At 58.5% G+C, this 20,597-nt stretch carries 21 protein-coding genes; 6 read left to right on the top strand and 15 right to left on the bottom strand.

What is annotated here, in order from left to right:
• Positions 1-39: 39 nt before the first annotated feature.
• Entirely contained in the window at positions 40-1,785 is a 1,746-nt protein-coding gene (gene dnaG, locus DEO48_RS16895; protein ID WP_109845792.1) for a DNA primase, read from the bottom strand.
• Between the two features lie 115 nt (positions 1,786-1,900).
• Positions 1,901-2,116, bottom strand: coding sequence for a 30S ribosomal protein S21 (gene rpsU / locus DEO48_RS16890; protein WP_001144069.1), 216 nt, complete (start codon positions 2,114-2,116; stop codon positions 1,901-1,903).
• Positions 2,117-2,352: 236 nt separating this feature from the next.
• Here rpsU and tsaD point away from each other — a divergent pair, with 236 nt between their 5' ends.
• Positions 2,353-3,366 carry a tRNA (adenosine(37)-N6)-threonylcarbamoyltransferase complex transferase subunit TsaD gene (gene tsaD, locus DEO48_RS16885; protein WP_032650276.1) on the top strand — a complete coding sequence of 338 codons (1,014 nt, stop codon included), beginning with the start codon at positions 2,353-2,355 and terminating at the stop codon, positions 3,364-3,366.
• A 44-nt stretch (positions 3,367-3,410) separates the two neighbouring features.
• Here tsaD and ureG read toward each other — a convergent pair whose 3' ends face one another.
• The 9 genes from ureG to DEO48_RS16840 all read right to left on the bottom strand — a co-directional run bounded on the left by ureG (position 3,411) and on the right by DEO48_RS16840 (position 10,055).
• Positions 3,411-4,028, bottom strand: coding sequence for an urease accessory protein UreG (gene ureG / locus DEO48_RS16880; RefSeq protein ID WP_014071813.1), 618 nt, complete (start codon positions 4,026-4,028; stop codon positions 3,411-3,413).
• 9 nt (positions 4,029-4,037) lie between these two features.
• A complete protein-coding gene (locus DEO48_RS16875; RefSeq protein ID WP_109845791.1) occupies positions 4,038-4,712 on the bottom strand; it encodes an urease accessory protein UreF in 675 nt (224 codons plus the stop codon).
• Positions 4,712-5,251 (bottom strand): HupE/UreJ family protein, encoded by a 540-nt coding sequence (locus DEO48_RS16870; protein WP_109845790.1) that lies wholly within the window; start codon positions 5,249-5,251, stop codon positions 4,712-4,714. The genes DEO48_RS16875 and DEO48_RS16870 overlap by 1 nt, the downstream gene beginning before the upstream one ends.
• Positions 5,252-5,260: 9 nt before the next feature.
• Entirely contained in the window at positions 5,261-5,725 is a 465-nt protein-coding gene (gene ureE, locus DEO48_RS16865) for an urease accessory protein UreE (protein ID WP_039263017.1), read from the bottom strand.
• Positions 5,726-5,734: 9 nt separating this feature from the next.
• Positions 5,735-7,438, bottom strand: a complete 1,704-nt coding sequence (gene ureC / locus DEO48_RS16860) for an urease subunit alpha (protein ID WP_059446130.1) — start codon at positions 7,436-7,438, stop codon at positions 5,735-5,737.
• Positions 7,431-7,745, bottom strand: a complete 315-nt coding sequence (locus DEO48_RS16855) for an urease subunit beta (RefSeq protein ID WP_045404057.1) — start codon at positions 7,743-7,745, stop codon at positions 7,431-7,433. The genes ureC and DEO48_RS16855 overlap by 8 nt, the downstream gene beginning before the upstream one ends.
• 10 nt (positions 7,746-7,755) lie before the next feature.
• Complete coding sequence (locus DEO48_RS16850) at positions 7,756-8,058, bottom strand: urease subunit gamma (protein WP_006811999.1); 303 nt, start codon at positions 8,056-8,058, stop codon at positions 7,756-7,758.
• 10 nt (positions 8,059-8,068) lie between these two features.
• The gene (locus DEO48_RS16845) at positions 8,069-8,896 is read right to left on the bottom strand and encodes an urease accessory protein UreD (RefSeq protein ID WP_109845789.1); all 828 of its coding nucleotides are present in this window, start codon (positions 8,894-8,896) and stop codon (positions 8,069-8,071) included.
• A gap of 145 nt (positions 8,897-9,041) precedes the next feature.
• On the bottom strand, positions 9,042-10,055 hold the full coding sequence (locus DEO48_RS16840) for an alpha/beta hydrolase (protein WP_033146672.1): 1,014 nt from the start codon (positions 10,053-10,055) through the stop codon (positions 9,042-9,044).
• Positions 10,056-10,202: 147 nt separating this feature from the next.
• Between DEO48_RS16840 and DEO48_RS16835 the strand changes: the two genes are divergently transcribed.
• Positions 10,203-10,625, top strand: a complete 423-nt coding sequence (locus DEO48_RS16835; protein WP_045356087.1) for a MarR family winged helix-turn-helix transcriptional regulator — start codon at positions 10,203-10,205, stop codon at positions 10,623-10,625.
• A gap of 40 nt (positions 10,626-10,665) precedes the next feature.
• Here DEO48_RS16835 and DEO48_RS16830 read toward each other — a convergent pair whose 3' ends face one another.
• Both DEO48_RS16830 and plsY read right to left on the bottom strand, forming a co-directional pair.
• The gene (locus tag DEO48_RS16830) at positions 10,666-12,132 is read right to left on the bottom strand and encodes an MFS transporter (protein WP_109845788.1); all 1,467 of its coding nucleotides are present in this window, start codon (positions 12,130-12,132) and stop codon (positions 10,666-10,668) included.
• Between the two features lie 84 nt (positions 12,133-12,216).
• Entirely contained in the window at positions 12,217-12,837 is a 621-nt protein-coding gene (plsY, locus tag DEO48_RS16825) for a glycerol-3-phosphate 1-O-acyltransferase PlsY (protein ID WP_023309216.1), read from the bottom strand.
• Between the two features lie 107 nt (positions 12,838-12,944).
• Between plsY and folB the strand changes: the two genes are divergently transcribed.
• Together folB and bacA are read left to right on the top strand one after the other, a co-directional pair.
• On the top strand, positions 12,945-13,313 hold the full coding sequence (gene folB / locus DEO48_RS16820) for a bifunctional dihydroneopterin aldolase/7,8-dihydroneopterin epimerase (protein WP_023309215.1): 369 nt from the start codon (positions 12,945-12,947) through the stop codon (positions 13,311-13,313).
• Between the two features lie 105 nt (positions 13,314-13,418).
• On the top strand, positions 13,419-14,240 hold the full coding sequence (gene bacA / locus DEO48_RS16815) for an undecaprenyl-diphosphate phosphatase (protein ID WP_059446126.1): 822 nt from the start codon (positions 13,419-13,421) through the stop codon (positions 14,238-14,240).
• Positions 14,241-14,250: 10 nt separating this feature from the next.
• Here bacA and DEO48_RS16810 read toward each other — a convergent pair whose 3' ends face one another.
• Both DEO48_RS16810 and DEO48_RS16805 read right to left on the bottom strand, forming a co-directional pair.
• On the bottom strand, positions 14,251-15,492 hold the full coding sequence (locus tag DEO48_RS16810; protein ID WP_023309213.1) for a multifunctional CCA addition/repair protein: 1,242 nt from the start codon (positions 15,490-15,492) through the stop codon (positions 14,251-14,253).
• A gap of 60 nt (positions 15,493-15,552) precedes the next feature.
• A complete protein-coding gene (locus DEO48_RS16805; RefSeq protein ID WP_024906484.1) occupies positions 15,553-16,173 on the bottom strand; it encodes a TIGR04211 family SH3 domain-containing protein in 621 nt (206 codons plus the stop codon).
• Between the two features lie 229 nt (positions 16,174-16,402).
• Here DEO48_RS16805 and DEO48_RS16800 point away from each other — a divergent pair, with 229 nt between their 5' ends.
• Together DEO48_RS16800 and glnE are read left to right on the top strand one after the other, a co-directional pair.
• Positions 16,403-17,704, top strand: coding sequence for an inorganic triphosphatase (locus tag DEO48_RS16800; protein ID WP_109845787.1), 1,302 nt, complete (start codon positions 16,403-16,405; stop codon positions 17,702-17,704).
• An 18-nt stretch (positions 17,705-17,722) separates the two neighbouring features.
• Positions 17,723-20,581 carry a bifunctional [glutamate--ammonia ligase]-adenylyl-L-tyrosine phosphorylase/[glutamate--ammonia-ligase] adenylyltransferase gene (gene glnE / locus DEO48_RS16795; protein WP_109845786.1) on the top strand — a complete coding sequence of 953 codons (2,859 nt, stop codon included), beginning with the start codon at positions 17,723-17,725 and terminating at the stop codon, positions 20,579-20,581.
• Positions 20,582-20,597: the final 16 nt, after the last annotated feature.

The following is a 20,597-nucleotide window of genomic DNA, read 5'->3' as shown; positions in this document are numbered from 1 at the left end:
CTTCCCGATCGATATTCGGCACTTAAGCCGTTAAATTTTTTATTTCTTCGCCAGTTCCTGGTTAATCATCCAGAGCTCCCGGCGTTCTTCGCTGCTTAAACCGTGTGTGCGCTCGCGAGCTATCAACTCTTCCTGGCGCAGCTCAAGCATCGAATCAAACATATGGTTGAGTGAGTCGGTGAACGTTTTTTCTGCAATGTCCTTATCTGCTATATCGTCCCACATCGACAATTTTTCAAGGGTAGCGGCCTCTTTTGTGCCGCGATAATGCTCTAAAAGTTGTCCGGTGGTCAGACCTGGCTGAGACAAACACGTGTTGACCAGTTCTGAAAATAAGCCAAGTCCGGGCAATTTTTCGTGGTTTAAACCCGCCAGCGACGGCACCTGCGGCGCAAGCTCGGGGTTTTGGACCAGCAACCCTATCAGTATACGCATGGTTGTGCGTTTTAGCTGAGGCGCGGGCCGAACCGCACCGTTTTCAGCCTGTTTTGGCATTAAACGTTCAAGCTGGCTGTCATCCAGAATGCCGAGCTTGTTGCCTAACTCCTGACGCAGATAGATGCGCAGCGTTTCGCCGGGCACCTGGCTGATTAACGGCAGCGCCAGCGTGCTGAGCTGCGCGCGCCCGTCAGGGGTACTCAAATCGACCTGCGGCATCAGGCTGTTAAACAAAAACGTAGAGAGCGGCTGAGCCTGCTCCATCCGCGCTTCAAACGCCGCTTTGCCCTCTTTACGCACCAGCGTATCCGGGTCTTCACCGTCGGGCAGGAACATAAAGCGTAGCTGACGCCCGTCGGTCATATAGGGTAGCGCGGTTTCCAGCGCTCGCCAGGCGGCGTCGCGTCCTGCACGGTCACCGTCGTAACAGCAGATGACGTTATTGGTCACCCTGAACAGCAGTTGAATATGATCGGCGGTGGTGGATGTACCTAACGACGCAACCGCGTAGTTGATGTCGTACTGCGCCAGTGCAACGACGTCCATATAGCCTTCGACGACCAGCAGACGCGGAGGTTCCGCGTTATCCTGCTGCGCCTCATAAAGACCGTAAAGCTGGCGGCCCTTATGGAAAATATCGGTTTCCGGGGAGTTAAGGTATTTCGGCAGGGCATCACCCAGCACGCGACCACCAAAACCAATTACCCGGCCACGCTTGTCGCGGATCGGGAACATCACCCGTTCGCGGAAGCGGTCGTAGCTTCGTCCCTGGTCGTTGGTGACCAGCATGCCTGCATCGATAAGAGACTTACGATCTTCGCTATTGCCGCCAAAACGCTTTAACACGTTGTCCCAGCCGGGCGGGGCGTAACCAATAGCGAAACGCGCAATGACATCGTTGCTCAGGCCGCGCTTGTTCAGATACTGACGCGCAGGCTCAGCCGCAGATTGCTTAAGAGACTGTTGGTAAAACGAATTCAGGCCATCCATCAGTTGATACAGCGTTTGCCGTTGATGGCGCTCGATCTGACTTGGCCCACTGCCTGCTTCATACGGCACTTCAAGGTTATGCATCGCCGCCAGCTCTTCGACGGTTTCAACGAACTCGAGCTTGTCGTAATTCATCAAAAAATCGACGGCATTACCGTGTGCGCCACAGCCGAAGCAATGGTAGAACTGCTTTTCACCGTTTACGGTGAAGGAGGGGGTTTTTTCGTTATGGAACGGACAGCACGCATGGTAGTTCTTGCCCTGCTTTTTTAGCTTTACCCGCGCGTCGATGAGATCGACGATGTCGGTTCTGGCAAGCAGGTCATTGATGAAAACGCGTGGGATTCTTCCGGCCATATGCCCCAAAATTTTAAGCGACTTATAAACGAAAACAAGCCGCGCATTCCTTCCGGAAGCACGGCCTTACGACTATTACTCTGTCTGTCAATTGAGGGCTGAGGCCCTCAACCAATTAGTACAGACGAGTACGGCGTGCGTTTTCGCGAGCCAGTTTCTTCGCGTGACGTTTCACAGCGGAAGCTTTAGCGCGCTTACGTTCGGTCGTTGGTTTTTCATAAAACTCACGACGACGAACTTCAGCCAGAACACCTGCTTTCTCGCATGAACGTTTGAAGCGACGCAGTGCTACGTCGAACGGCTCGTTTTCACGTACTTTAATTACCGGCATGTAACTCTCACCTTTAATAAATTCGGTTTGCCGCTGGCATCAACGCCAGCTTATTTCAAAATGGTGCGGAATTTTACTGCAAATGCTGCTGCTTTGTAAAGCACCGATGCGATTTTGAAAGGGACTTTAATAAGGGTGAGGAGTATACACGAGCCTTCTTCCTGGGGCGAACAAAGTTTTACATCAACCCGCCCAGGCTCTACACTGCGCGGTATTGAAACGAGGTAAAACAAGTCATGCGTGTACTGGGTATTGAAACATCCTGCGATGAAACCGGCATCGCCATTTACGACGACGAAAAAGGGCTTCTGGCCAACCAGCTGTATAGTCAGGTGAAATTGCACGCTGACTACGGCGGCGTCGTGCCGGAACTGGCCTCTCGTGACCACGTGCGTAAAACGGTTCCCCTGATTCAGGCGGCGCTGAAAGAAGCGGGATTAACGGCAAAAGAGATTGATGCAGTGGCGTATACCGCAGGCCCGGGGCTGGTCGGCGCGCTGCTGGTTGGCGCGACGGTTGGTCGTTCGCTGGCGTTTGCGTGGGATGTTCCGGCCATTCCGGTTCACCATATGGAAGGGCATCTTCTGGCGCCGATGCTGGAAGAGAATCCGCCTGAATTCCCGTTTGTGGCGCTGCTGGTCTCCGGCGGCCATACGCAGCTGATTAGCGTAACGGGCATTGGCAAGTACGAGCTGCTGGGCGAATCGATCGACGACGCCGCCGGTGAAGCGTTCGATAAAACCGCCAAGCTGCTGGGTCTGGATTATCCGGGCGGCCCGATGCTGTCAAAAATGGCGTCGCAGGGAACGGAAGGGCGCTTTGTCTTCCCGCGTCCGATGACCGACCGTCCAGGGTTGGATTTCAGCTTCTCCGGGCTGAAAACCTTCGCGGCGAATACGATCCGTAATAACGATGACAGCGAGCAGACCCGCGCGGATATTGCGCGCGCATTTGAAGATGCGGTGGTGGACACGCTGATGATCAAGTGTAAGCGCGCGCTGGATCAGACCGGCTTTAAGCGTCTGGTGATGGCGGGTGGCGTCAGCGCTAACCGCACGCTGCGCGCGAAGCTCGCCGAGATGATGCAAAAGCGTCGCGGGGAAGTGTTCTATGCTCGTCCGGAATTCTGCACCGACAACGGCGCGATGATCGCTTACGCGGGAATGGTGCGCCTGAACGCGGGTGCAACGTCCGACCTCAGCGTGTCCGTGCGTCCGCGCTGGCCGCTGGCGGAACTGCCGGAGGCGTAATCCCTCACCCTAACCCTCTCCCACAGGGAGAGGGTATTATGGCCCTACACCCGCAGCATCCCTTTCTCTTCCAGAAACGCAATAATCGTCGCTAACCCGTCACCCGCCTTCAGGTTGGTAAAGGTCCAGGGACGCTCGCCGCGCATGCGGTTAGTGTCGCGCTCCATCACCTCCAGCGACGCGCCGACGTACGGCGCGAGATCGGTTTTGTTGATCACCAGAAAATCGGATTTGGTGATCCCCGGCCCGCCCTTGCGCGGAATTTTTTCCCCTTCGGCCACGTCGATCACGTAGATGGTCAGATCCGCCAGCTCCGGGCTGAACGTCGCGCTCAGGTTGTCCCCGCCGCTTTCCACGAAGATCAGGTCCAGATTGCCGAACTTCTCGCTTAACGCCTCCACCGCCGCCAGGTTCATCGACGCATCTTCACGAATGGCGGTATGCGGGCAGCCGCCCGTCTCCACGCCCACGATGCGCTCCGGCTCCAGCGCGCCTGCCTCGGTAAGGATGCGCTGATCCTCTTTGGTGTAGATATCGTTGGTCACCACCGCAAGATGGTAGGTGTCGCGCATCGCCTTGCAGAGCGCTTCCAGCAGCGCGGTTTTGCCCGACCCTACCGGGCCGCCGACGCCCACGCGCAGGGGATGTTTGTAATCAGCCATGTTGACTCCTCAGGAACGGAATAGTCGTGAATATTGGGTTTCGTGGCGCGCGGAGGCGATGGCGGACAGCGGCGTTGCTGCCCCCAGCGCGCCGTCGCTACGTAAAAATGCCTGTTCAAAACCAGCGGCGTAATGGTCGCCCAGTTCGATAATCAGCTGCTGCGCAGCCTGTTGCCCAAACGGCACCAGCTTGACGCCCGCCATCACCGCGCTCTCCATCCAGCTGTAGCCGAGGCTCAGCGCCAGTTCGCGTGCGCTAATGCCCCAGCGCACGCCGAGCCAGGCCATGCCGCAGAGCTGGCTTTGCATAAACAGCGGCAGCCATTCGGGCGGACAGTCAGGTTCCCAGCTTTTAATCAGCCGCGTAAACGCCGCTCCACGGTTGCGCTCCTCTTCGCGCAGCTCGCGCGTTTCCCGGCAGGCGAGAAGGTATGCCGTCCAGCGTTTGGCATTTGTAAGAGAGCGTTGCTCACAGGCCTGATAAAGACGGATAAACAGCGGCAGATCGACGCAGAAAAAGCTCTGCTCCATCTGCTGAATTTGCCAGCGTTTGAACGCGTCGGCGTCGGTGACCCAGCCTGCCTCAACGGCCCACTCCAGCCCCTGCGACCAGGTAAACGACCCGACCGGCAGGCTGCTGCTGGAGAGCTGCATCAGGCGCAGCCTCTGGCGGGCGTGCTCCATCAGCTCATCAGCGCCAGCAGGGCAGAGACGATCAGCCCGCCGCCCAAGGTTTTACGCAGGCCGTCGTGACGGCGCAGCAGCAGCCCTGCGGCAAAGCTGGCGCACAGCACCGTGGCGCTGGCGAGCATAAAGCCGCTGGTGAAGAGCCAGAAGCTGTGGCCGGACATCTCCACGCCGTGCGCCCAGCCGTGGAACATCGCCAGGGCAGGTACCGCCAGCAGCAGACGGTTTTCAGTTTTAAACATCATCACGCCGGATACCGCCAGCGAGGCGATAATCAGCATCTCCATGCCGCTGAAGCCGCCGAGCAGGCTGCCCGCAATGGCGCCGACAAGCATCATCCCGAGGGTGGCAAACGGCAGCAGGAGTTTGCGACCGCTCAGCGCCGAGAGCACGCCCGCACCGGTGAGCATCAGCAGGTGATCGAGTCCTGTCAGCGGGTGGAGAAAACCGGCCTGAAAGCTGTCGGTGCCGTGGCCGGGATGCGCGAGCGCGGGAACGGAAAAAGCCAGCAGTAACAGCGGTAAATACTTGCGCATGATGGATCCTTAATGTGAATGAGCGTGAGAATGGCTGTGGCTGTGGGCATCGCTGGCGTACGCGCCCGCTTCCGGTTCAAACGGCAGGCTGGCGTAGGTCACGTCCAGCCCGAACTGGCGCAGCATGTCGTCGAGAACGTGGTCGTGGTGATAGCGCAGCTCGCCGGGCATGATCTGCAGCGGCACGTGGCGGTTGCCCAGGTGGTAGCAGGCGCGGGCGAGCAGGAACGGATCGGCGCAGCGCACCACGGAAACTGACTCTGGGGCGGCGATCACTTCGATTACCTCGCTGCCGTCGTCGGTAGTCAGCAGGTCGCCCCCGCGCAGCAGCAGGCCGCGCGGCAGCATCAGCCCGGCTTCGCGGCCGTCGTTCAGCGCTACGCGGGCGCGGCTTTTCACCCGCACGTCAATCGGCAGCGTGACGCTGGCGGTAATCGGATGCGCATGGTCCAGGCGTTGGGTTAAATAGATCATCATCACTCCTCAGAACAGGAAATAGCGTTGCGCCATCGGCAGAACGTCGGCCGGTTCGCTGGTTATCAGTTCGCCGTCGACGCGCACCTCGTAGGTTTGCGAGTCGACGGTGATATTCGGCTGCAGGCCGTTGTGGATCATGTCCGCTTTTTTCACCGTCCGGCAGCCTTTCACCACCGCGGTAGCGCTCTGCAGGTTGAGCTGCTGCGGGATGCCGTTCGCACTGGCGGCCTGCGAGATAAACGTCAGTCGGGTAGCGTGGCGCGCGGCGCCCAGCGCGCCAAACATCGGGCGGTAATGCACCGGCTGCGGCGTAGGGATCGAGGCGTTGATATCGCCCATTGGCGCGCAGGCGATCATCCCGCCCTTGACGATGGTGGCGGGTTTGACGCCGAAGAACGCCGGGGACCAGACCACCAGATCCGCCAGCTTGCCCGCCTCAATCGAACCGACTTCATGGGCGATGCCGTGGGTGAGCGCCGGGTTAATGGTGTATTTGGCGACGTAGCGCTTCACGCGGAAGTTGTCGTTCTCGCCGGTCTCTTCCGGCAGCGCGCCGCGCTGGACCTTCATGCGGTGCGCCACCTGCCAGGTGCGGATAATCACTTCTCCGACGCGGCCCATGGCCTGTGAATCTGACGACGTAAGCGAGAACGCGCCGATGTCGTGCAGCACGTCTTCCGCGGCGATGGTTTCACGACGAATGCGGGATTCGGCAAACGCCACGTCCTCGGCGATATCCGGATCGAGGTGATGGCAGACCATCAGCATGTCGAGATGCTCATCGATGGTGTTCACCGTATAGGGCAGCGTCGGGTTGGTGGAGGAGGGCAGAATATTCGGGTGCGCGCAGGCGGTGATAATATCCGGCGCGTGGCCGCCGCCCGCGCCTTCGGTGTGGAAGGTGTGGATGGTGCGCCCGGCAATGGCCGCCAGCGTGTCTTCGACAAACCCGGACTCGTTCAGCGTGTCGCTGTGCAGCGCCACCTGAATATCCATCTCGTCAGCCACCTCCAGCGAGCAATTGATGGCGGCGGGCGTCGCGCCCCAGTCTTCGTGGATCTTCAGCCCGATGGCGCCTGCGGCAATCTGCTCGCGCAGGGCGTCCGGGTTGGAGCCGTTACCTTTGCCGAGCAGGCCAATATTCACCGGCAGCGTATCGGCAGCCTGCAGCATGCGGGCGATATACCACGGCCCCGGCGTGCAGGTGGTAGCGTTGGTGCCCGCCGCCGGTCCGGTGCCGCCGCCGATCATGGTGGTGACGCCGGAGACCAGCGCCTCTTCCGCCTGCTGCGGGCAGATCCAGTGGATGTGGGTGTCGATCCCGCCGGCGGTGACGATCTTCCCCTCGGCGGCAATCACTTCCGTTGCCGCGCCAATCGGGATCGTCACGCCGGGCTGAATGTCCGGGTTCCCGGCTTTGCCGACGGCGAAGATCCGTCCGTTCTTGACGCCGATATCGGCTTTTACGATCCCCCAGTGATCGACGATCAGCGCGTTGGTAAGAACCAGATCCACGCAGCCATCTGCGGTCATCTGCCCCTGGCCCATACCGTCGCGGATCACCTTTCCGCCGCCGAACTTGACCTCTTCACCGTAGACCGTGAGATCGTCCTCCACTTCGATCCACAGCTCGCTGTCGGCCAGCCGCACTTTATCCCCGGTGGTGGGGCCGAACATATCGGCATACGCCCGGCGTGAAATGTCAGCCATGTTTCACCTCGCCCATTACCTCGCCGCGAAAGCCGAAAATGCGCTGCGCCCCCGTGACCTGAACCAGCGTCACTTCCCGCTTCTGGCCGGGCTCGAAGCGCACGGCGGTGCCCGCCGGGATGTTCAGTCTGAAGCCTTTGGTGGCTTCCCGATCGAACTTCAGCGCCGGGTTGACCTCGTAAAAGTGATAGTGCGATCCAACCTGAATCGGCCTGTCGCCGTGATTTTCGACAACCACGCGTTGGGTTTCACGCCCGACGTTGAGGGCAATCGTTCCGGGCTGGATCTGGTATTCACCTGGGATCATCACGCGCTCCTTAGACGATCGGGTTGTGGACGGTGACGAGCTTCGATCCGTCCGGGAAGGTGGCTTCGACCTGAATATCCGGGATCATTTCCGGGACGCCCTCCATGACCTGGTCTCGCCTCAGGACGTGGCGGCCCGCCTCCATCAGCGAGGCGACGGTTTCGCCATCGCGCGCGCCTTCCATAATGAAGGCGCTGATAAGCGCGACCGATTCCGGGTAATTGAGCTTTACCCCGCGCGCAAGGCGGCGTTCGGCAACCAGCGCGGCGGTGAAAAGCAACAGCTTGTCTTTTTCTCTGGGGGTCAGTTCCATAACGTTTCTCTTATGTCTGCCAGATACGCGGCGAACAGGCGGTTTTGGTGGTGAGAAGCGGGCGAAGCGACTGCCAGATGTCGCGCATCACCCGCTGGCAAATCAGGTTGTCGTCGGAGAGAAAACGCACCGACAGCAGATCGTCAACGAGCGTTGCACCTGCATAATTTTCCAGCGGTGAGAGCCGTTCGCGCACCGCGTCGAGATGTTCTTCTTTGGCCGGATAGAACAGCAGCGTGCCGAGCCACGGATGTCCGGCGACGGGCGTGAGATCGCCGTCGCTAAGATGCTGACGCTCAATCAGGCGCGGCTCGTCTTCAACCCAGATTTCAAGGCGGCTTTCCAGCGTGCCGTGGCTAAAGATCTCACCGATCACCGGACGCCCCAGGCAGTACAGCTCCCACGCCAGCAGCGTGCTGGAGGCCTTCAGATGGAAGACGGAGCGCAGCGCGGCATTCGCGCCGGGGAAGATAATGGTGTCCTGCGGCAGCCACTCCAGCGTGGAATCTTCAGCGAGGTAAAAATGCTGGTTCAGACGGGCCTGCGGGCCGCTGCTGCGATAGAACTTGCTGGCCCCGGGCATGGTGATGAGCGCGTGGCTTTTGGCGTCCAGCCGAACGGAAATGTCCAGCGTATCGCCGCCCACAATCCCGCCGGGCGGGTGCAGCAGGTAAAGGTGGCAGGTTTCGCCTTCGGGGTAAAACGGACGTTGAACGGTGAGCGGCCCGACGTGGTGGGCGGAGTACAGGAGGGTTTTCTCAGGGGTGTGACAAAACTGCAGGGCAAGCGACGCCTGCCAGCCTTTATACGTATTATCAGTGACCTGAGCTGCTAACATGCTGCATCCATTTCCACACCATCGGGATACGTTTCAGTATGCCCTGGCGGAAATGAAGCCTGTCATATGAGTCGCTTATGGATGGGCGGGCAGGAGAAATACAAAAGCACGGCCTGGGCCGTGCTCTGTATAAGCAATGACGAGACTATTTCAGGTGCTCATGCAACGCTGCACCTGCCTGCTCAAGCGCAACTTTCACCGTTGGCTCCTGGCTCAGCGGGTTAAGCAGGCCGTAGTCGTGGATCATGCCGTTATAGCGCGTGACGGTCACCGGGACGCCAGCCGCATCCAGCTTACGTCCGAATGCTTCACCTTCATCCCGCAGAACGTCCAGCTCAGCCGTCTGGATCAGCGTCTCGGGGAAGCCTTTCAACTGCGCGGTGCTGGCGCGAAGCGGAGAAGCAAGGATATTGTTGCGATCGGCAGCGCTGGTGGTGTAGTTATCCCAGAACCATTTCATCATGTTTTTCGACAGGAAATAGCCATTTTCGAACTGGTTATACGAGGCAGTATCAAAGTTCGCATCGGTAACTGGCCAGAGCATGACGTTGTAGCGAATCTTCGGCCCATTGAACTGTTTGGCCTGCAGCGCCACCGAAGCCACCATGTTGCCGCCGACGCTGTTACCCACCAGACCCAGACGGCTACCGTCCACGCCAATTTCCTGACCGTGCCCGGCTACCCATTTTGTCGCTTCATAGGCCTGATTAATTGCTACCGGGAAATGGGCCTCAGGTGACGGGGTGTAATCGACGTAAACCGCAGCGGCACCCGAAGCGCGAACAAGGTCGCGGATTAAGCGTTCGTGGGTAGGGAAGTCACCGAGCACCCAACCGCCGCCGTGAAAGAACATAAAGGCGGGGAGCGTGCCGCTGGCGTTTTCAGGTTTCACTATTTTCAATTTGATCGCCTGGCCATTTACCTGGATCGTTTTTTCAGAAACCTGAGCGGGCGGCAGTTTTGCGCCTTGCTGCGCGCCAATCAGTACCTGGCGGGCCTCCTGCGGGGTCATCTGTTCCATTGGCTTACCCTTGCCGGAATTCAAAACATTAAGAAATGCCTGTACGCCTGCGGTCGGGGTTGGGGTATTGGTGGTTTGAGCGGATGCCGCGGCTGACGCGAAGACGGAAGAAACCAGGATGGCGGTTAGTGTTTTCATGGTAGTGCCTCTTTAAGCGTATTTGATCGGATGAGATAACTAAATAGTGCGCTACTTAGTTGTTGGTGTAATACTTGCGCGCAAGATACTTTTAGTCAAACATTATTTATAATTTTTTTAGGCAACCGATTTGGAGTTGATAGAAAAATGAAAGAAAACAAAACGCTAGACGATTTACTTTGCTTCTCGCTGTACTCGGTCACCAACGCGTTTGTTCGCCAGTATCGCCCCTTACTGCAAGAGATGGACCTGACCTATCCGCAATTCGTTGTTTTGATGGCGCTTTATGAGAAAGACAACATCCCACTTCGCGATCTCAGCGATAAGACGTTTTTTGATTCGGGCACATTGACCCCGCTTGTACAAAAGCTTGAGGCAAAAGGATTCCTCAACCGTATCGCGGTTGTGGGTGATGAAAGGATGAAAAATGTTGTACTGACCGACAAGGCCAAAGACCTGAAGAAACGGGTGATGGCATTGCCGGATCAGATTCGCTGCAGCATGAGGATGAATGACGATGAGCTTGAGACGCTAAAAAAACTCTCCCGAACGCTGCTCGACGATTTGTAATAACCCTTCGGTGGGTTGAACCCACCGAAGTAATGTGTCGTTACCGATAGTCCTCTGCATCCACATCATATCCGGACGGTTCCCAGCGGATCGCCAGCAGCGACGCCAGGCCGATAAACGGCGCCAGCGCAATCACCCAGAACACGGCGGTATCCAGCGAGGCGACCAGCAGCGGGAACAGGAACAGTGAGAGCGTCGAACTGCTGCGCATCAGCGTCTGGTTGAGACCCACGCCCACGCCGCGCAGCGAGGTTGGGTAGCTCAGGGAGGCGAACGTCATGGTATGCGCGCCCGGGCCGAAGCCCTGACCGAACAGGAATAGCGCCAGCATGGCTACGGCAAGCACGCCTTCAGAGGCACCTTCCGGTCGGCCAATCAGCGCCAGGCCAAGCAATGCGACAAGCTGGCAGGCATAACCCGCCAGCGACATCCGCCAGGCGCCGAAGCGCGGCACGTAGCGTACCGCCAGTAGTCCGCCGACGAAGGCAAACAGCAGGTTAAGCGCCAGAGAAATGAGAATGGTGGTGAGCATCGACTGGACGAAGAAGCTGGAGATGATCACCGGCAGGCCAAACGCCACGGCGTTATAGGCAAACGACGAGACCACGGAAAGCAGCGTGGCGAGCGTCGTGCGGCGCAAATAGATGCCGCGAAACAGGTTCAGATAGTTTGACCATTTCGCTTTATTCACGACGGGTGCGGGCTGGCCGAGCGCGTCCTGCGGTACGTGGGCGTTGATGTTGTACGACTGCCGCAAAATGGACGCTGCCTCTTTCAGGTTGCCCTGATTCGCCGCCCAGACCGGAGATTCGCTCATATAGCGGCTGCGGATGGCGATAATCACCAGCGCGGGCACCGCGCCAAAGCCGAGAATCAAACGCCACAGCCAGTCGCTGTGGCTCTCCGGCAGCACGGCGTAGAAGAAAAGCACCAGCAGGTAGGAGATACTGATGGCGGCATACCAGGTGGGGCACCACATCGCGACGCTGGAGGCCTTATTTCCGGGTCCTTTTAGCCTGGCGAACTCGCTTAAAAACGCCATCGCCACGGGAAGGTCGATCCCAACCCCCAGCCCCATCACAAAGCGGGCGCCCGCGAGCGCATATTCGTTCGGGGCCAGCGCACAGGCGATCGCTGCCACCACGAAGAACACCATATCAGCCATAAAAACGCGGTAGCGCCCGATTTTATCCGTGAGATAGCCGCCGAGCAGCGCCCCGACGATAGCGCCAAAGGTAATCGCCGAGGCCACCATGCCGGTACCGGCGGGCGTCAGGCTAAATTCGCGGGTGATGTCTTTAATGCCAAACGCCAGCGCGCCCAGATCGTAGGCATCAAGGAAAATGCCGCCCAAAGCGATACCGACCACGATACGGGCATTTGCCCGGCCCTGAGAACCGTCATTAACGAGGCGTGATACATCCGATGCGCTGCGCACCCACTGGATGTCGCCATCAGGAGGATTACCTGTCGTTGAAAGGGGAGTTGATTCTGTGATTTCAGCCATTTTCTTCTTATGTGGTTGTGTTGTGTCCCTAACAGTTACCACAGGCAGAAGGTGACCAAAATCACATTTGGCTATAAGGCATAACTAACCCTTCGGAGCGTCTTTTTTCTTTCTCTTGAGCTTCGTCCAGATTTTGGTCTCCTGACGACGCCACAGGCGCTGGATATTGTCGTGATGGCGCAGCAGGATAAGACAGGAGAGCATCGACACCGGGAAGGTGAACTGGGGTTTGAACCACCACACGTAGAACGGGGCGATCAGCGCGCTGACGATAGCGCCCAGCGACGAATAGCCGCTCAGAAGAATGGTCAGAAGCCAGGTCCCGGCCATGACGCCGGTTAAGTCCCAGCCGATAGGTGCAATCGCACCGAAGGCCGTCGCAACGCCTTTTCCGCCTTTGAAGCCGAAGAATACGGGCCAGATGTGACCGACGCAGGCGGCAATAGCAATGAGCCCCAGCCAGAACGGCGTGACGCCCAGCGCATAGGCGCCCCAGACGGGCAGCATCCCTTTCAGTACATCAAAAATCAAAACCGCTACGGCTGCTCCCTTGCCGCCAATTCGTAGTACGTTGGTCGCCCCCGGATTCCCGGAACCATTTTCACGCGGGTCAGGTAACCCGGCAATGCGGCAGACCAGAATGGCGCTGGAGATTGAGCCGCAAAGATAGGCGAGGAGGATCATTCCAGGCGCGATTGCACTCATAACGCTGTTCCGTTTTGAAAATGTATCTGTATTCTCAACATCTGTGGATAATACGCATAATTCGCCGGAAGTGGTATCCGGTTTAGCCAAAAAGCAGGCAGGTCGTGATGGATATTGTATTTATAGAGCAACTTTCGGTAATCACCACAATTGGTGTTTACGACTGGGAACAGACCATCGAGCAGAAACTGGTGTTCGATATCGAAATGGGATGGGATAACCGCAAATCGGCAAAAAGCGATGACGTGAACGACTGTCTGAGCTATGCCGATATCAGTGAAACGGTCATCGCCCACGTTGAAGGGCAACGTTTTGCGCTGGTCGAACGGGTGGCGGAAGAAGTCGCAGAATTGCTGTTGAAAAAATTCAACTCACCTTGGGTGCGCATCAAGCTGAGCAAGCCGGGAGCGGTGGCGCGCGCCGCCAACGTTGGCGTCATCATTGAGCGTGGCACAAATCTGAAAGGAAAGATTTAACGTCATAATTGCTAAACCATTTTAGGTTATACCGGTCTCAAGACTGTATCTTATCGGTTGTCCATATGGGACACCGTTTTTTTATATCTTTTTAGGGGTTTATAGATGAGCGATATGCACTCGCTGCTGGTGGCGGCAATACTGGGTGTGGTCGAAGGATTGACGGAGTTTTTGCCGGTCTCCAGTACGGGCCATATGATTATCGTTGGCCATCTGCTGGGCTTTGAAGGCGATACCGCAAAAACGTTTGAAGTGGTGATCCAGCTGGGGTCTATTCTGGCGGTGGTCGTGATGTTCTGGCGTCGCCTGTTTGGCCTGATCGGCATCCATTTTGGCCGTCCGCCTCAGCACGAGGGGGCCGGTAAAGGTCGCCTGTCGCTGATCCATATTCTGCTCGGGATGATCCCTGCGGTGGTGCTGGGCCTGGTGTTCCACGACGCCATCAAATCTCTGTTTAACCCGATTAACGTAATGTACGCGCTGGTGGTAGGGGGCTTACTGCTGATCGCCGCGGAAGTGCTGAAGCCAAAAACGCCGCGCGCGGAAGGTCTGGACGATATGACGTATCGTCAGGCGTTTATCATTGGCTGCTTCCAGTGTCTGGCGCTGTGGCCGGGCTTCTCGCGTTCAGGCGCTACCATCTCCGGCGGGATGCTGATGGGCGTAAGCCGTTACGCCGCGTCAGAGTTCTCGTTCCTGCTGGCGGTGCCGATGATGATGGGCGCCACCGCGCTTGACCTCTATAAAAGCATTGGTTTTCTTACCACGGGCGACATTCCGATGTTCGCCGTTGGCTTCATCACCGCGTTTATCGTGGCGCTGATTGCCATTAAAACCTTCCTGCAGCTGATTAAGCGTATCTCGTTTATTCCGTTCGCGATCTATCGCTTTATCGTGGCGGCTGCGGTGTACGTGGTCTTCTTCTGACCGATGGCCCTCAGTCTTTCGGCTGAGGGCAATGCTTTTCCTTCCAGTCCGACACCGCCTGAATTCGCCGTTTCGTGAGCTCTTCGCGAATTTCCGGTCCTTTGAATCCTGCTTCGACAACGTCCTTCGTGGGCACCGCTTTCGCTACATCCCAGGCTTTACGCAGTAAACGTCCCTGCGGGTAATCGCACGCTTCAAACCCGGTTCGACCGCGCACGTCAGCTTCGCTGGTCAGCGCGATTTGCTCTACGCGCTGGGGTTTGCGCCAGGCGTCGATGTTATCGAAAAGCTTAACGATGGTGGCCGGCTTCAGGATCGGGAAGGTGTGGATCAGATCGTGGAACTCGGCCACCAGTTTCGCCAGATCGCGGATCTCGTTCGGCACGCGCAGACGCTGGCACAGCCCTTCGACCAGCTTCACCCCTGCCGGGCCGTGCCCGTGGTGGCGAGGCCAGAATTCTTTTGGCGTTAGGCCTTTGCCGAGATCGTGGCACAGGGTGGAAAAGCGCACGTCCACGTCAGGGCTGAGCATGGCGGCCATGCTCAGGGTCATCAGCGTGTGTACGCCGGTATCAATTTCCGGGTGCCATTTTGCCGGGGCAGGTACGCCAAACAGCGCGTCTATTTCCGGGAACAGCACCTTCAGCGCGCCGCAGTCGCGCAGAACCTGGAAAAAGACCTGCGGGTTGCGCGTGGTGAGGGCATTTTCCGTCTCTTTCCAGACGCGCTCTGGCGTCAGGTGTTCAAGCTCGCCCGCCTCGGTCATGGCGGTCATCAGCGCCATTGTCTCATCGGCAATACGGAAGCTGAGATGGGCGTAACGCGCGGCAAAGCGCGCTACGCGAAGCACGCGGAGCGGATCTTCAGAAAACGCCGGGGAAACGTGACGTAAAAGGCGGTTGCGCAGATCGTCCTGACCGCCATAGGCGTCAACGATCTGCCCGTCCTCGTCCTGCGCCAGCGCGTTGATGGTGAGATCGCGGCGCAGGAGATCTTGCTCCAGCGTCACGTCCGGCGCGGCATAGCAGGTAAAGCCCGTATAGCCCGAGCCCGATTTCCGCTCAGTACGCGCCAGGGCATACTCTTCACGGCTTTTCGGGTGCAGGAACACGGGAAAATCGCGGCCTACCTGCTGGTAGCCCGCGTCGAGCATCTCTTCAGGGGTGGCGCCAACCACCACCCAGTCTTTATCTTTGACCGGCAGACCTAACAACGCATCACGTACCGCACCACCGACAAGATAACTCTTCACGCCCAACTCTCCCGTTTTCTCTTTTCCAGAATGATACGTAAGTCTGGCAGAGAAGACGAATTAGTTCATCCAGCGGTCTTTACGCTTGCGGCTTGGGATCAGATGCGGCAGCACCAGACCCAGCACCAGACCCACGCCCAGCACGCCGCCGCCATACATAAACCACTGCATGATGATGGTGCGCTGTTTGTCGTCGAGCTGCAGATTGGCGGCATTCACCTTTTTCTGCGCGACAATCAGCTCGTTTTTCAGTTTCTGGTTCTCTTCTTTCAGACCGTTAATCACACCGTCGCTTTGCGCCACTTTCTGCTGCATTTCAGCGGTGCGCTGGTTCCAGGTGCCGTCGATGTTGTTCAGCTTATCGGTCAGGGTCTTCACCTGGTTTTCCAGATCGGGAACGCGCGTGCGCAGGCTTGGCACGGTGCTCAGCTCTTTCAGCGGGATCCAGGACGTACGGCCGGTACTGTCGCGAACCTGACCGTAATTGGTGTCCGCGTTGGTCTGTAACAGGGTGACTTCCTCGCCGGCATTCACCGTGCCCACGAGGCGATAATTATCTCCGGGGCCACTGCGTACCCAGGTGTTCAGTTCGTCAGAAACGTAACGCTTCTCTTCAGCGTGCACTGCGGTTGCGGCGCTAAAAGCGAGTAAAGTAAGTCCAATCAGGCGTAATTTAAGCATCATTAGTCGTTATTTTCATAAATAGTGGAACGATAGTAGTGGCAACAGTGTCTCTACGCAAAGCATTCGTCAGCAATCAGAATCATCTGTGTCACGACTCTATACATTTACGCCCGCCAAATTGCTCATTGCATGGCAATTTGGCGCAAAATACTATGTACTGACAAACAAATGGCGAGGAAGTTCGCCCTCATTGACGCGTCTGTGACGCCCGCAAAAGTACAAGGCTATGGCACAAGAAATCGAATTAAAGTTTATCGTCGAAAAAGACAGCGTTGACGCACTCCGCCAGCATCTGCATACGCTTTCCGGCGAACACCATGCACCGGTACAACTGCTTAATATCTATTATGAAACGCCAGACAGCTGGCTGCGCCGCCATGATATGGGGCTGCGCATCCGCGGCGCGAGCGGGCGCTACGAGATGACGATGAAAATTGCCGGCCGCGTGGTCGGCGGTTTACATCAGCGCCCGGAATACAATATCGACATCAGCAAGCCGGAACTTGAGCTGGAACGTTTCCCGGCGGAAGTCTGGCCGGATGGCGAGCTGCCTTCCACGCTGGCGGAACAGGTGCAGCCGCTGTTCAGCACCGATTTCTGGCGCGAAAAATGGCTGGTGACGGAAGGCAAAAGCCGCATCGAAATCGCCCTCGATCTGGGGGACGTGAAGGCGGGTGAGTTCCAGGAGCCGATTTGCGAACTCGAGCTTGAGCTGCTGGAAGGGGACGCAAATGACGTGCTGAAGCTGGCGCGCAGGCTGGTGAACCAGTCCGGACTGCGTCAGGGAAGCCTGAGTAAAGCCGCGCGGGGTTACCATCTGGCCGCCGGAAATGCGCCGCGCGTGCTGAGAGAGACGACCATCCTGCACGTTGCGCCGAAAGCCAGCGTTGAGCAGGGTCTGGAAGCCGCGCTGGAGCTGGCGCTTTCTCAGTGGCAATACCATGAAGAATTGTGGGTGCGAAATGTGAAAAACGCGAAATCCCACGTGCTGGCGGCGATTGCCCTGGTGCGCCATACCCTGGCGCTGTTCGGCGGTATCGTTCCTCGCAAAGCGAGCGCTCACTTACGCGATCTGCTGACGCAAACCGAAACGCTAATGCTCTCGGACGTCTCGGCGCAAACGGCGATTTACAGCCCGCAGGCCGCTTCGGCAAAACTGGCGCTGACCGAGTTTCTGGTGACGCGCGGCTGGCGCGCCTTCCTGGATGCGAAAGCCGAGGCCAAAATCGCGGAAAACTTTAAGCGTTTCGCAGATATTCATCTTTCCCGTCATGCGGCCGAACTGAAGAGCACCTTTGCGTATCCGCTCGGCGATAAGTATGGCGATCAGCTTCCCCGTCTTTCGCGCAACATCGACAGCATGCTGCTCCTTTCCGGTGCCTACGATGGTCCAAAGGCGCAGGCGTGGCTGGAAAACTGGCAGGGGCTGAAGCATGCCATTGAAACCCGTCAGCATATCGAGATAGAGCATTTCCGTAACGAGGCCATTTCGCAGGAGCCGTTCTGGCTGCACAGCGGAAAACGTTAACTCTGGCAAGGAACCCCTATAATGCCGCTTTCTTCACCGTTACAGCAGCAGTGGCAGACCGTTTGCGAACGTCTGCCTGAGTCATTACCGGCGTCATCGTTAAGCGAGCAGGCGAAGAGCGTGCTCGCCTTCAGTGATTTTGTGCAGGAAAGCATCACCGCCAACCCGGGCTGGCTGGCGGAGCTTGAGAACGCACCGCCGCAGGCGGACGAGTGGCGGCAGTATGCCGGCTGGCTGCAAACCGCACTCGAAGACGTTGCGGATGAAGCCACGCTGATGCGCGTCCTGCGCCAGTTCCGCCGTCGGGTGATGGTGCGCATTGCCTGGGCTCAGGCGCTGGAGCAGGTGAGTGAAGAGAGCACGCTGCAGCAGTTAAGCGAGCTGGCGCAAACGCTGATTGTCGCCGCGCGCGACTGGCTCTACGCCGCCTGCTGTAAAGAGTGGGGCACGCCGTGCAGCGAGGAAGGGGCTCCTCAGCCGCTGCTGATTCTGGGGATGGGCAAGCTGGGCGGCTGCGAGCTGAACTTCTCCTCCGACATCGACCTGATTTTTGCCTGGCCCGAGAACGGCTCCACGCGCGGCGGCCGTCGCGAGCTCGACAACGCCCAGTTCTTTACCCGCCTCGGCCAGCGTCTGATTAAGGCGCTGGATCAGCCGACGCAGGACGGTTTTGTTTACCGCGTGGATATGCGCCTGCGCCCGTTTGGCGACAGCGGACCGCTGGTGCTGAGCTTTGCCGCGCTGGAGGATTACTACCAGGAGCAGGGGCGCGACTGGGAGCGCTATGCGATGGTTAAAGCGCGGATCATGGGCGACAGCGACGACGCTTACGCCAACGAGCTGCGCGCCATGCTGCGCCCGTTCGTATTCCGTCGCTATATCGACTTCAGCGTGATCCAGTCCCTGCGTAACATGAAAGGGATGATCGCCCGTGAGGTGCGCCGTCGCGGGCTGAAGGACAACATCAAGCTCGGCGCGGGCGGCATTCGCGAAATCGAATTTATCGTCCAGGTCTTCCAGCTTATTCGCGGCGGGCGTGAGCCGTCGCTGCAGTCCCGCTCGCTGCTGCCGACCCTGAGCGCCATCGAGCAGCTGCACCTGCTGCCGGACGGTGACGCGCAAACCCTGCGCGAGGCCTACCTGTTCCTGCGTCGTCTGGAAAACCTGCTGCAAAGCATCAACGACGAACAGACCCAGACCCTGCCGGGGGATGACCTTAACCGGGCGCGTCTGGCCTGGGGGATGCGCGTGGATGACTGGTCAACGCTGACCGAACGGCTGGATGCCCATATGGCAGGCGTGCGCCGCATCTTTAACGAGCTGATCGGTGATGACGAAAGCGAATCGCAGGACGATGCGCTTTCCGAGCACTGGCGCGAGCTGTGGCAGGACGCGCTCCAGGAAGATGACACCACGCCGGTGCTGACGCACTTAACCGACGACGCGCGACATCGCGTGGTGGCGCTGATCGCTGATTTCCGTCTTGAGCTGAACAAACGCGCCATCGGCCCGCGCGGCCGTCAGGTGCTGGATCACCTGATGCCGCACCTTCTGAACGAGGTCTGCTCGCGGGCGGATGCGCCGGTGCCGCTGTCGCGCATGATGCCGCTGCTGAGCGGGATTATCACGCGTACCACCTATCTGGAGCTCCTGAGCGAGTTTCCGGGGGCACTCAAGCACCTGATTACGCTCTGCGCCGCCTCGCCGATGGTGGCCAACAAGCTGGCGCGTTACCCGCTGCTGCTGGACGAGCTGCTCGATCCGAACACGCTGTATCAGCCCACGGCGACGGATGCCTACCGGGACGAGCTGCGTCAGTATCTGCTGCGCGTGCCGGAAGAGGACGAAGAGCAACAGCTGGAGGCGCTGCGCCAGTTTAAGCAGGCTCAGATGCTGCGCGTGGCGGCGGCGGACATCGCCGGAACGCTGCCGGTGATGAAAGTGAGCGATCACTTAACCTGGCTCGCGGAGGCGATCATCGACGCGGTGGTCCAACAGGCGTGGGTGCAGATGGTGGCGCGCTACGGCCAGCCGAAACACCTGGCCGAACGTGAAGGACGCGGATTCGCGGTTGTGGGGTACGGCAAGCTTGGCGGCTGGGAGCTGGGCTATAGCTCCGATCTGGATTTAATCTTCCTGCACGACTGCCCGGTTGACGTAATGACCGACGGCGAGCGTGAGATTGACGGGCGCCAGTTCTATCTGCGCCTGGCGCAGCGCATCATGCACCTGTTCAGCACCCGCACCTCGTCGGGCATTTTGTATGAAGTGGATGCCCGTCTGCGTCCGTCCGGCGCGGCGGGCATGCTGGTGACCTCGACGGAGTCCTTCGCCGATTACCAGAAGAATGAAGCCTGGACGTGGGAGCATCAGGCGCTGGTGCGCGCTCGCGTGGTGTATGGCGATCCGCAGCTCAAAACGCAGTTTGACGTCATCCGTAAGGAGGTTATGACCACCGTGCGTGATGGCAGCACGCTGCAAACGGAAGTGCGCGAAATGCGCGAGAAAATGCGCGCGCATCTCGGCAATAAACACCGCGATCGCTTTGATATTAAAGCCGACGAGGGCGGGATTACCGATATTGAGTTCATTACCCAGTATCTGGTGCTGCTGCACGCCCACGACAAGCCGAAGCTGACGCGCTGGTCCGATAACGTGCGCATTCTGGAGCTGCTGGCGCAAAACGACATCATGGACGAGCAGGAGGCGCAGGCCTTAACCCGCGCCTACACGACGCTTCGCGATGAGCTTCATCACCTGGCGTTGCAGGAGCAGCCGGGGCACGTGGCGCTGGACTGTTTTGCTCATGAACGTGCTCAGGTAACGGCCAGCTGGCAGAAGTGGCTGGTGGAACCGTGCGTAACAAATCAAGTGTGATATTATCGCGCGCAAA

Source organism: Enterobacter sp. CGMCC 5087, from assembly GCF_003144775.1.
In the GTDB taxonomy this organism is placed as follows: domain Bacteria; phylum Pseudomonadota; class Gammaproteobacteria; order Enterobacterales; family Enterobacteriaceae; genus Enterobacter; species Enterobacter cloacae_M.
The sequence above is the reverse complement of the archived record's forward strand: the minus strand, read 5'-3'. Positions and strand labels throughout refer to the sequence as shown.